This window comes from Clostridium sp. AN503, assembly GCF_040719375.1.
Classification (GTDB): domain Bacteria; phylum Bacillota; class Clostridia; order Lachnospirales; family Lachnospiraceae; genus Brotaphodocola.
Genome location: NZ_JBFDTP010000001.1, coordinates 1134105 through 1145988, shown reverse-complemented (window position 1 = coordinate 1145988; position 11884 = coordinate 1134105). Strand labels below are relative to the sequence as shown.

Here is an 11884-nt window from a genome sequence, read left to right as displayed (position 1 = left end):
GACTTTTATTGCTGCGTGTCTTGACCTCATGTCAGTGGGGGATACCGATTTCTCTCAGCCCACCACTGCCGTTAATCTTGTTTTTGGTGATTCATCCCGCCACCTGCAAAGGTGGGAGAATTCTCACTTATTTGGTTAAAATTCCTCTGCTCTACCAGATATTTCCGCGCAAATCCGCATGGGTTGTAGGACATCTTTGCCCGGCGCAGCCCTTCCTGCCCCAGATCGTCCTCCCGGTTCACCAGCTTCACCTCCGGGAACTCGCTGAGCAAAAACTGCTGGTTGATAAACTGATAAAGGCCCCGGATCTCCGGGTTCGCCTTCTCGATATGGATGACCGCCATATCCTCAAAAGGATTGTAACTGCCGATGGTAAACGCCTCCAGCTGCCCGTCGATATAGACCCCGGCCATCCGCACATTTAAATGAGAACAGTTCTTCAGGATCTCATGGATACCCGCCACCTCATAGTCCAGATGGTCCTCCACATCATCCCCCTTGTTCTCCCTCCATTTATCCAGGAACTTCCACACATCTCCCCGGTCCGAGCAGCACAAGCGGCGGAACTCATACCGCCCCTCATACTCCTTCAAAAAACTGTTGAGATGGTTTTTCTTCTTGTGAAGCTTCTTGCCCGCCAGGGTGCGCATGGCCTCCCCGTCATAGAGGTAGTCCTTCAGATCCTCCTGCTCCGTTACAACAAAATCCTCCGAATCCTTTAAATGCAGGTGATCCACCGCCTCCTCGTCCGCCAGATAGATGCGGAACGGCAGGTTCAGCTCCTGGTTGAAATAATCCACGATCTGCTGAAAGAAATGCGGCAGATCCTCCTCCCTGCATATGGGCATGGCACTGTGCTTCACCCCGTTCTCCTCCATCAGCCACAGGATCGCTTTCCCCTCGCTGACGGCAAACTGTACATGATAATACCCCCGCCACAAAAAACTGTCCAGAAACACACTGTCACAGGTCTTATTGGGCCTCTGACAGAAAAACGGCGTCAACTGGTCGATATCCTCAGCCTGAATCGGCTTGAAATTTAAACTCATAATGATCTTATCCCTTCCATAGTACATTACAGGCAGTCCGCCTGCTTTAGTTTTGCAGTTGTAGATCCAACGCTGCTAATCTTAAGTATACCACATTCATAGGAATTTCTGCAAATATTCCTGCATAGCAAAAAAAGGATGAAAAAGGTGACCCCGCCAGATCAAATTGTCTTTCGGTGTCACCTCAAAATCATTTTTCCAATTCACGCGTTAACAACGTATGTAAACCCTGCCCTATTTCCCGCTGGTCGGTATAAACCGCGCGATCCGCCCTGCAAACTCAGCGATATTCTGGGTCTGGAGGATCACTCTGCCCGGTCCCACCAGTTTTGTCAGAAACAGCCCCTCGCCTCCAAAGAAAATATTGCCAAGACCTTTTACGGTCTCCACCTCATACTTCACTGTGCGGTCGAAAGCTACCACGTTGCCCGTATCCACCTTGAGCACTTCCCCCGGCTGCAGGACCTTCTCCACCATATCGCCGTCGATCTCCAGAAACGCCAGGCCCCGTCCAGTCAGATCCTCAAGGATAAATCCCTCGCCGCCGAACAGTCCGGCGGAAAACTTCTTCGTAAACGTCACATTCAGATTCACGCCTTCCTCCGCGCAGAGAAACGCGCCCTTCTGGCAGATCATCCCGCCCGTAGCGCCTACGTCCAGCGGCACGATCCGTCCCGCTACCGTGGAGGCAAAAGCGATCGTCGCCCCTGCCCGCTGCGCCCGGTAGGTTGCCATAAACAGGGACTCGCCCGCAAACATCCGTCCAATTCCCTTCATCAGCCCGCCTTTGGCGTTGGTGGACATCTCAATGCCCTCCGTCATCCAGGCCATACCGCCGGACTGGGTATACATCCCCTCTCCAGCTGTGTCAAACGTCACTTCCACTGCCGGCATGGTATCGCCGATAATCTCATATCTCATCTTAATCCTCTCAGTCAGGCCTGCCAGTTCATCTAAATGGCTGCAGACCGGAATTTATTATCTAACATGACACTATCATACCATACCTGTCACTTTGTCACAACCTCAATCTGCCCCGGATGCACGCGCCGGCATTTCCACATTCAGCGGCGGCCCTCACTCCTCCTCCACCCGCCGTATAGACCTCCCGTCATAGATCCTTGCATCGAACACATAAGAATAGTTATTATCCTGATACTCCTTATTCTCGATCATCCACATCAGCCGCTCCCCCAGTTTCTTCCCCATCTCATAACCGGAATTGATGGAGCAGGTGATCCCCGCCTCCTTCCAGTCATCCTTGGAATAGTCAAAGCACACCAGGGAGTAGTCCTCCGGCACCCGTTTACCTGTGGTCTCCAGGGCCTTTAAAACCGCCTGCAGGATCATATAATTGCAGCACACCACCGCTGTGCACCGCGGCACGCCCTTTAGATATTTGGCAACCTCCTTATAAAATCCCGGCTTGTGGGCTTCATCCGACACGCACCACCGCACATAGTCATCGTCAAACTCCACGCCGTACCTCCGCAGCGTGCTGACGTAGCCGCGGAATTTCTCGATGCTCTGGTAATTGTCGCAGACAAAGATCCCCGCGATGTGCCGGTGCCCCGCCTGGATCAGCCGCCCTATAAGTTCTCTGGCGGTCTTTCCGTCATTGTTAATGACCTTGGGGTATTTCAGCTCCTTATAATAATTGTTATAGAAGATCACCGGGATCTTTTTCTGGTAAATGCTCCGGTAACAGTCCAGGTTCGGGTTCATCAGGCTGGCTTTCACCCCGTCCACGATAAACCCGTCAAAATCCTGGTGGGCCACCACATTCAAGCAGTTCCGCTCACTGGAATACTTGTTGTCCGTAAAAAACACCTGTAAGTCCGCCTCCGTATCCGCCAGGGCGCTCTTGATCCCACCGATCAGCCAGGAGTTGGCGCTCAAATCCTGTCCCTGGAGGATCAGGCCGATCTTAAGAGAGGCAGTCTGCCGCCCCGGTTCACGGGACAGCGCGGCTGCCTTGTTGATGTACGTCCCGCTGCCTTTGACCCTGGTGACCAGCCCCTCCCCGGCAAGCCGCTCCAGCGCATGTCTCACCGTCTCGCGGCTCACCTCCAGGCGCATACTGATCACATTTTCCGACGGGATCTTTAGATTCGCCGAAAACTTATTCTGGTCGATATAGGCACGGACCCAGTTATATACTTTGTCTGATTTCTTATCCGGAACTCCCATCATTTTCCTCTTGCTTATGCCTCATCTGTAATAAGCGGACGTTTCCCTTCCGCACGTTCGATCCAGTTAAGCAGCTTCTCCCTGAGTTCCATCTTGATCTCCCGGTACGCCTCATCATGGATCAGATTGTGAAGCTCGTTTGGATCCTTTCTCAAGTCATACAGAAAATCATCTGCATAATGATCCGCCGCCGCGGCTTCCCCGCCGTTCACGCCAGGCGCATAGACCGCATACTTATAATCCGCCGTGCGGACCGTCCGCCCCACCCGGCTTTCGGAAATCTGGGCGTAGACCTCATTAAGTCTATTATCCGTTTTTTTCAAAACCACGTCAAGGAGATTTTCCCCGATCATCCGGTCGCCCACATCCACGCCGGCTAATGCCAGGATGGTCTTTGGCAGGCTCTCCGTGCTGACTAACTCCTCCACCGCGATCCCGCCCTTAAAGGGCCCGCCTGCGATCACTAAGGGCACTCTCAGGCAGGCATCATGGCAGGAACGTTTATAATCGTCGTACCCGTTTAGATGTTCATCCCGGTTCCTGGTCTTGAAGTGGGAGCCATGGTCGGCGGCAAAGATGATCACCGTATTATCATAGATCCCTTCCTCCTTAAGCTTCTGCACCACGCGCCCCAGGTTCTCATCCAGGCTGGCGCAGGCTCCCAGATAATCCGGGTATTCCTCCCTGGCATCCCCCTCTAAGGCTTCCAGATCCGGCGGCAGGATAAAGTTCTTATACTTTTCCTTGGACCCATCCGGCCCCTCATAATGCTTCCTGTCATTCTGATGATGCGGCTCAATATGAGAAATGGTCATAAAAAACGGCTTCTCCCGGTCCCATTCCTTAAAAAAGTCCAGAGCCAGATCCGTGATGCAGTCCACCCGGTAACCCTTAAAATCCACCCGGTTGTCATGCTCATCAAACACAAACCCGTCGTATCCGTGAGAAGTGAACTCCAGCACATCCGCCGTCCGCCAATATCCCGTATAACCGCCCCGCAGCTCTCTCGGGATGGCCGTCACCGTATGGTCGATGGTCGGCGGTTTCTCCAGCTCTCCGTCGCTGGCAAGATGCCATTTGCCGATATAAGCCGTCTCATAGCCCGCTTCCTCAATATAGTCAGCCAGGGTCTTCACTCCCTCCGGCAGCATGATGTTGTTCCGAAAGCACCCGGTCTCCGTGGGATATTTCCCGGTCTGGAACAGGGCGCGGCAGGGTCCGCACACAGGCTGGGGCGAAAACGCATGGTCAAACTTCACGCCCTCCTTTGCCAGCTCATCCAGGTTCGGCGTGATCGGCAGCGGCTGCCCAAAGCATCCGCAGGTATCCGCCCGCTGCTGGTCCGAAAAATAAAATAAAATATTATATGCCATAGGTTTAATCCCCCTTTTCCGCATTCCGCCCGGTTATCTTGTTCTTGATGATCATCCCCACCGCAACAACGATCAGCAGCAGGAATGCTATGCAGTACCAACTGCCCACAAATATGGACAGGCTCCCATTGGACAGATCCAGCGCGCGGCGGAAATTGGTCTCCGTCATATTGCCAAGCACCAGCCCCAGAAGGATAGGCACTGTCGGGAAATCCAGTTTATAGAGAATCCAGGCGATCAGTGCAAATACCAGCGTGACCGCCACGTCAAAATACGACTTGTTGACAGAGTAGGCGCCTGCAAAACAGAAGATCACGATAACAGGCGTCAGGATCTCCTGGGGAATGGAAACCACCTTGGCAAACAGCTTCGTTAAATATTTCCCCTGAATCAGCATAAACAGGTTTACAAACAGAAGCCCAAGCATGATCGCGTACATGATGTCTCCCTGAGTCGTAAACAGGCTCAGGCCCGGGTTCAGTCCATTGATCATCAGGGCCGACAGCATGATCGCCACACAGCCGTCACCTGGGATGCCAAGGGTCAGAAGCGGGATCAGGGTCGCGCCGGTCACCGCGTTGTTGGCGCTCTCCGCCGCCGCAATGCCCTCCACAGAACCATGGCCAAACTCCTCCTTGTGCTTCGACATGGACTTTGCCCTGTCATAACTGAACCAGGACGCCATGGAAGCTCCCGTACCCGGGATAATACCGATGATCGTCCCGATGATGGAAGACAAGAGCACCGGACGGAACATCCGCTTATATTCATCCTTCGATATAGCCCCGTCATCCTTGATCTTTTCCGTGTCCAGGATCAGGCGGCCCTCCTTCCGTTCCGCCTTCTTAAGAATCTCTACCAGAGCAAACAGGCCGATCAGGCAGATCGCCAGATCCAGTCCCATATAGAGCCTGGGTATCCCAAAGGTAAACCGGTCGTAGCTGGTCAGCGGGTCCGCTCCGATGCAGGACACCAGCAGGCCAAAGCAGGCCGAGATGATCCCCTTTATCATGCTTTTCCCGGATATGCCCGCAATGATCGTAAGCCCAAACAGACACACCAGGAAATACTCCGCCGTCCCCAGCTTCGCCGACACCCTGGCCACCTGCGGCGCCAGGAAAAGAAGCATCAGCGCCGAGAAAATACCGCCAAAGGTAGACGCGTACAGCGCGATCTTCAGAGCCGCCTGGGTCCTTCCCTTCTTAGATAAGGGGTGTCCGTCCAGCATGGTAGCCGCGGCGTGTGGCGTTCCCGGAGTATTGATCAGGATCGCAGAAACACTGCCGCCATACCCGCCTGCACAATAAATGCCCAGAAGGAACATCATTCCCGGAACCGCCGTCATCTTATAAGTAAACGGCAAAAACAGGATAATACATAAAATAACCGTCAGACCCGGTATGGCTGCAAAAATGGAGCCGATGAACACGCCCAGGTTGATCCATATGAAATTCTCAACGGTAAACAACATCTTAATTGCAGGAATCATGTATTCTAACATCTCTCCACCCCCTTAAAACCTGACGCCCAGGCCAAACCGGAATGCCACCCATACAAGCACCGCCATCCCGACCGTGATCCCGTAATACAGCCGGTTCCTGCACCGGAAATACAGCAGGAAGCTGACCGCGCAGAACACACCGCCCACCACAAATAAGTCCGTCACCCGGCAGATCAGATAAGTAAAAAACAGGATCGCCATAATGATCAGTGCCTTGATCTCCGTAAGAAGATTCAGGGTACAGGTCTGCAGCGGCTGATGGTTCATCTTCTTATAGATTCCCTGTCCCAGCAAAATGACACAGCAGATGATCATGATGATCATAAGGAGCATCGGAAACCGCCGGCCGTTCACTACCTCCGCCTCGGAAACCATCACCTGCTGCGGCATGATGAACAGCACGACCAACGCCAGGACCAGGAAAAGTCCCGCGCCGATCATCTCCACAGGCAGCGTGATCTCCTTATCCTTCAGCCTGCCGCCGATCTCATCCAGCTTTTCATCCCAGCGTGCCAGGAAGGATTGTTTGTTCTTCATTTCAGTGCCTCCTCCTTCTCGTTCCAAACGTATATGCGCAAATCCGTTAACAGCAGAAAAAGTATGTGAAAAACAATTGGCGCGGGAGCATTGTCCGCCCCTGCGCCATTCATGCTTCGCCGCTTTTGCGGGCCACACCGCTTTTTCCATTACTCCGCACACATCGTCCCGCGTTTCATCATCTCTTACTGGGCAACGATATCCTTATACTCAGCTACGATATTTCTCACATTGTCGATATGCTCTAAGACCTGGTCATTGGTCATGGTATCCACTTCCAGGAGCATGGTATCAGCCAGCCATGCCGCCACGTCCTTATCTGCAAGGATCTGGTCATACAGCTTCTTAAGCTCCTCCACCTTCTTCGCGTCCGTGCCTTTGCGCGCCAGGATCAGGCAGCGGTTGCGGAAATATGGATAACCATACTTGCCCACGCCCTCGGTCCCTGCAAACGGGCCGTCCTTAATGTCTTCCGAGTCAAATGCGCACACGATAGTCACGCCGTTCTGCTGATAGGTCTCCAGGATCTGGGACTGATGGGATACGGCAAAATTGGTCTCGCCTCTCGCCACCGCCTGAGCCGCCTCAGCCGCAGAGCTGTACGCCACGATCTTCATCTGGCTGCCGTAACCCATGGAACCGAACAGGGCCGCCGCCAAAAATGCCTCTGACCCGGTAGCGCCGTTAGCCGCCACAGTGATAGAATTGCCTGCCTTTAAATACTCCTCCAGCTCCGGGATGCTCTTGATCCCCAGCTTTGCGTCCGCCGACATAACAAAAACGGAGGAATACAGGTTCTCAACAAACTCAAAGTCATCATAGGTGAACTGCATCTTCGCCGGGTCAAGCTGGGACGTGATGGAGAACAGCCCCTCACCTGCAAACACCAGCTCCGGGTCGTTGGCCTTCGTCTCCGACACCCAGGTATTTACCGTCGCCGCATCACCCTTGATCGCGTCCGCCACCAGTATGATATCCTTGGAATAGGTCGTGGACAGCGCTGCCGCCTTCTGGCTCACCATCGCCGCCACACCGGACGGAGCCCACGGGCAGGTCACGGTCCATGTGGTGGTCTTCTCCCCACATCCTGCCAGCGCGGTAACTGCCATTGCCATTGTAAGCCCCAGTGCAACTACTCTCTTTTTCATAAAACTCTCTCCTTTTCTCTGAAAATACTAAAAACGGGTCCCCTGTCACGTAATGTAATTTTACATTAACACAGAAAACCCGCTGTTTTCAACAACTTTGATTCTATTTTTGAGAAAGTTGTATGTTTTTAGTCTTTTTGTATAGAAGTTGTATAAATGTAGATATATGTTCGTTATTTTATCCAATTCAGGCAAGACCGGATCTTGAGTACTTAAGCGGACGCTTGCATTGTGCACCGGCCAATTTTAGCGCAAGCCACATTACCTGCGCCCCAGCACCTGCGCGATCCGCTTCATCCGCGGGAGCGCCGCAGCAAAGAATTTTTTATAAGACGGGCAGAAATAATTGCTCCCAAGCTGCCCGTCTTCCCCGATCTGCCGGTTCCTGCGGCATCCGCCCCTGCATATGTAACCGTACTCGCACTGCTCGCAGTCCATCCGGTTTTCCACAGATGCCTCCACGAAACCGAGGGTTTTCCCCTGCTCCAGGATCTCCTCCATGGAATTTTCCACAAAGCTCCCCATCCAGTAACGGTCCACCACATAAAAGTCACAGGGATAGACAGAACCGTCCGCCTCCACCACACACTGGATGCTGCAGCACCCCCGCTGGTCGCAGGCCTCCGGCATATAGCCGAGCAGGATCCCGATATAATTCTCAAACATGCGGATGCTGGGCTGCACGCCCTTCTGCCAGTCTAAATACCACAGATCGAACAATTCCACCAGGAAATCACCATAAGCCTCCGGCGTCAGTGAGTACTCCCGCATCCCCTGCGGCTCCCCCAGCGGATCCAGGCAGGCGATAAACTGAAGGTACTTCCAATTGTGTTTTGCATAAAAACTGTAGATCCTGGAGATCTTCTCCGCCGTCCGGCGGTTCACCACTGTCAGGATATTGTATTCCACTTTCTTTTTATCAAACAGCTCGATCGTCTTCATGATCTCCGCAAAGGTTCCATTTCCCCCGGCGCCTATCCGGTAGGCGTCATGCGTATGGACGATCCCATCAAGAGAAATCCCCACCAGAAAATGATTCTGCGCCAGGAAATCCGCCCATTCTTCCCCCAGCCTAAAGCCGTTGGTCTGAATTGAATTATGAATGGTGACATGTTTTGTGTTATACTGATCCTGAAGCTCCAACAGCCGCTTATAAAAATCCAGCCCCACCAGTGTCGGCTCCCCGCCCTGGAACGCAAAGCCGCAGCTGTCTTCGGCAAACTCCAGAGCCTTTTTTACAAGCTCCTCCAAGGTTTCGATGGACATAAAACCATAATTGGGCGTTTCCCGCTTTGACATCTCATCACAGTAGAAGCAGTATTTACAGCGCAGGTTGCAGTTCCCGGAAGATGGTTTGATCAGCAATTGGATCGGTGGCATGGCATGAGTCCTCTCTTTGGTTGTGGTTTCGCAATTTATGTTGTCTTGTTTCAGTATACTTCAGATGGTTCTCGGTTGACAAGCGGAAACAGCAAAAAACATCGAGTGAAAATACTGCTTAACATATAAAATGTAATTGTCAGGAGGTGAAACAATGAACGAACAGGTACTGGCCGTACAGCGGATGCAGGATTATATTGAAAAGCATTTGATCGAAACTATCACATTGGCAGATTTGGCAAGGGTCTCTTTATTCTCCCCATGGCACTCCTACCGGATATTCAAGGAATACACGCAGCTGACCCCAGCAGAATACATCCGCAGGCTGCGTCTCTCCAAATCTGCACTTCGCCTGCGGGACGAAACCTGTAAGATCATCGATGTAGCATTTGACTTGGGCTTCGGCAGTGCCGACGGATACACAAGAGCATTCTTCCGGGAATTCGGCTGTACCCCCAGGGAATATGCCAGCGCCCCTGTACCACTGTCGCTGTTCATCCCCTACGGCGTCAAATTCAGAGAACTGAGAAAGGAGAAAAAAGAAATGGAACATGTAAAAAGCGTTTTTATTCAGGTTGTAGAAAAACCCACCCGAAAAGCCATCATCAAGCGAGGTGTCGCCGCCGATGATTATTTTGCTTACTGCGAGGAGGTGGGCTGTGATGTCTGGGGCGTCCTCACCAGTATGCACTCCCTGTGCGGCGAACCGGTCTGCCTCTGGCTTCCCGAAAAATACCGCACCCCCGGCACCTCCAGATATGTACAGGGCGTAGAGGTCAGCGCCGACTATAACGGCCCGGTACCGGAAGGCTTCGACCTGATCGAACTTCCCGCCGCCAAATACCTGATGTTCCAGGGCGAACCGTTTGAAGAAGAGGATTACTGCCAGGCGATCACCAATGTCCAGCAGGCCATGGAAAAATATGATCCTTCTGTGCTGGGCCTTTCGTGGGATAAAGAAAATCCACGGATTCAACTGGAGCCGATCGGGAAAAGAGGGTATATTGAGTTGTTGGCGGTGAAATAACACCTGCCAGACAACACTGCTGCTTCTATCGGCGCGTCTCTACTTTTACCAAGCTTAACATGGAAGCTATGTAACAGTAGCCGGAAGCTCATCTCTGGACTTCCGGCTACTGAATATTCTATTTTCTCTTCCGCAAAATCAGGTTCAACCATTTTTCCGCCTCTCTCCCAGGCCGGACATCCGCCGTAACCCACATATCTTCTATCGAAAATAAACCGGCTTTATCCAGCATACATTTCATCTTACCTTCCGTCATATCTGTAAAATACCGCCCGTTTCTCTCTCCTTCCCAATCTCCGTACTTAAAGGAGGCATAAACGATCCCCCCATCAACCAGTGCCCGGGCCATTTTCCCAAATACATCCTCCAGCTCCTCTGCCGGCAAATGCAGGATGGACGAGCAGGCCCAGATCCCGTCATAGATACCGACCGCGTCCAGGTCCTGAAACAGCATCTGCTTCACCTGGATTCCCGTATACTCCGATGCCAACTTCACAAATTCTATTGCACCGTCAACCGCATCCACCCGAAAGCCCTTTTCCAGAAAATACTTTGCATCCCGTCCAGAGCCGCAGCCAAAGTCCAGCACCCTGTCGCCCGGCTTCAGAAAACCAAGAAACTTATCCTGCATCCCGGCAAATTCCACATTCTTTGTGCTGTTAATATAATCCTTGGCATTTTCATTGTAGTAATCCAGAGTGCCTTTCATTAATCCATTCCCCCTGCATTGTTTTTTTGCGTCCTTCACTCCATACATCCACCCGTTCTTACTTCCACCCGCCCCACACTTCCGGCCTAAATCCAACGGTTGCCTGCCTCCCATTCCTGACAATCGGTGTCTTCAGTACCTTTTGATTCTCCAATACTTTATCATCCCTGTCCTCTTCAGAAATGTACTTCACAAGCGCCAGCAGCTCCTGATCCTTACACTTCTCATCTAACATCGTCTCCAAGCCGCCAACCGCCTGCTTTACGCTGTTATATTCGCCTTTACTCAGCCCCTTCTCCTTCATATCAATAAACTGATATTTAATATTACGCTCCTTAAAATACCTCATAGCCTTCTTTGTATCGAAGCACTTATTTGTTCCAAAAATTTGTACATTCATAATATCACACAATCTCCCTGGTCATTTTTTTCTTTTCTACATCCAATACGATACCGGACACCTTCATACCCCATCAGCGCCACACATCCTATTGCATAGCACAGAATATCCATCACATCGAATACGGCCCCCAACAATATCCGCAGTATTTTACTCTCCTCAAGTCCAAGCAGCTGAACCAACTGAAAATACTGCAAAATCTCAATGCCTACCGCGAATAAAAATACATACAGCGGCAAAATCCGGCATTTTACCGGCATAAAAATCCGCACAAAACAATACACCACGATGACCACCAACATATCTCCCACATACGGTCTGATCAAATCATCATGGACATAAACTGCAATCAACACTTCAATCATTAATAGTACAAAAAATACCCCGCTGTAAATAAGTCGCTTCATTTATCGCTGCTCCCTTAAATACTCCTCTTCTGTCAATACCTACACTCTATAAATTGTTTCGAAACAATATAAATTCATTATAGCAAGGCTTAACGCCTCTTAAAAGACATTTTTACAAAAAGAAATCATAAAATCCTAAATATGTATACAAACCTGCACATTT

At 51.5% G+C, this 11884-nt stretch carries 12 protein-coding genes; 1 reads left to right on the top strand and 11 read right to left on the bottom strand.

The window, feature by feature from the left end; all coding sequences use genetic code 11:
• Positions 1–71: 71 nt before the first annotated feature.
• The 8 genes from AB1I67_RS05180 to AB1I67_RS05145 all read right to left on the bottom strand — a co-directional run bounded on the left by AB1I67_RS05180 (position 72) and on the right by AB1I67_RS05145 (position 9178).
• Positions 72–1049: a phosphatidylglycerol lysyltransferase domain-containing protein gene (locus AB1I67_RS05180; RefSeq protein WP_367028737.1), complete on the bottom strand. Its 978-nt coding sequence runs from the start codon at positions 1047–1049 to the stop codon at positions 72–74.
• 234 nt (positions 1050–1283) lie between these two features.
• Positions 1284–1970, bottom strand: coding sequence for a TIGR00266 family protein (locus AB1I67_RS05175; protein ID WP_367028736.1), 687 nt, complete (start codon positions 1968–1970; stop codon positions 1284–1286).
• A gap of 156 nt (positions 1971–2126) precedes the next feature.
• Positions 2127–3242, bottom strand: a complete 1116-nt coding sequence (locus tag AB1I67_RS05170) for a GntR family transcriptional regulator (RefSeq protein WP_367028735.1) — start codon at positions 3240–3242, stop codon at positions 2127–2129.
• Positions 3243–3253: 11 nt separating this feature from the next.
• The gene (locus AB1I67_RS05165; RefSeq protein WP_367028734.1) at positions 3254–4612 is read right to left on the bottom strand and encodes a sulfatase-like hydrolase/transferase; all 1359 of its coding nucleotides are present in this window, start codon (positions 4610–4612) and stop codon (positions 3254–3256) included.
• A 4-nt stretch (positions 4613–4616) separates the two neighbouring features.
• On the bottom strand, positions 4617–6113 hold the full coding sequence (locus tag AB1I67_RS05160) for a tripartite tricarboxylate transporter permease (protein ID WP_367028733.1): 1497 nt from the start codon (positions 6111–6113) through the stop codon (positions 4617–4619).
• Positions 6114–6125: 12 nt separating this feature from the next.
• The gene (locus AB1I67_RS05155) at positions 6126–6650 is read right to left on the bottom strand and encodes a tripartite tricarboxylate transporter TctB family protein (protein WP_367028732.1); all 525 of its coding nucleotides are present in this window, start codon (positions 6648–6650) and stop codon (positions 6126–6128) included.
• 185 nt (positions 6651–6835) lie between these two features.
• Positions 6836–7798 (bottom strand): hypothetical protein, encoded by a 963-nt coding sequence (locus AB1I67_RS05150; protein WP_367028731.1) that lies wholly within the window; start codon positions 7796–7798, stop codon positions 6836–6838.
• Positions 7799–8059: 261 nt separating this feature from the next.
• Entirely contained in the window at positions 8060–9178 is a 1119-nt protein-coding gene (locus tag AB1I67_RS05145) for an anaerobic sulfatase maturase (RefSeq protein WP_367028730.1), read from the bottom strand.
• 154 nt (positions 9179–9332) lie between these two features.
• Here AB1I67_RS05145 and AB1I67_RS05140 point away from each other — a divergent pair, with 154 nt between their 5' ends.
• Positions 9333–10205: an AraC family transcriptional regulator gene (locus tag AB1I67_RS05140; protein WP_367028729.1), complete on the top strand. Its 873-nt coding sequence runs from the start codon at positions 9333–9335 to the stop codon at positions 10203–10205.
• A gap of 118 nt (positions 10206–10323) precedes the next feature.
• Here AB1I67_RS05140 and AB1I67_RS05135 read toward each other — a convergent pair whose 3' ends face one another.
• Genes AB1I67_RS05135 through AB1I67_RS05125 form a run of 3 tightly spaced genes read right to left on the bottom strand, consistent with a single transcriptional unit; the run spans position 10324 to position 11721 of the window.
• Positions 10324–10914, bottom strand: coding sequence for a class I SAM-dependent methyltransferase (locus AB1I67_RS05135; RefSeq protein ID WP_367028728.1), 591 nt, complete (start codon positions 10912–10914; stop codon positions 10324–10326).
• Between the two features lie 58 nt (positions 10915–10972).
• The gene (locus AB1I67_RS05130; RefSeq protein ID WP_367028727.1) at positions 10973–11314 is read right to left on the bottom strand and encodes an arsenate reductase family protein; all 342 of its coding nucleotides are present in this window, start codon (positions 11312–11314) and stop codon (positions 10973–10975) included.
• Positions 11311–11721 (bottom strand): DUF2809 domain-containing protein, encoded by a 411-nt coding sequence (locus AB1I67_RS05125; protein WP_367028726.1) that lies wholly within the window; start codon positions 11719–11721, stop codon positions 11311–11313. Before AB1I67_RS05125 ends, AB1I67_RS05130 begins: the two co-directional genes overlap by 4 nt.
• Positions 11722–11884: the final 163 nt, after the last annotated feature.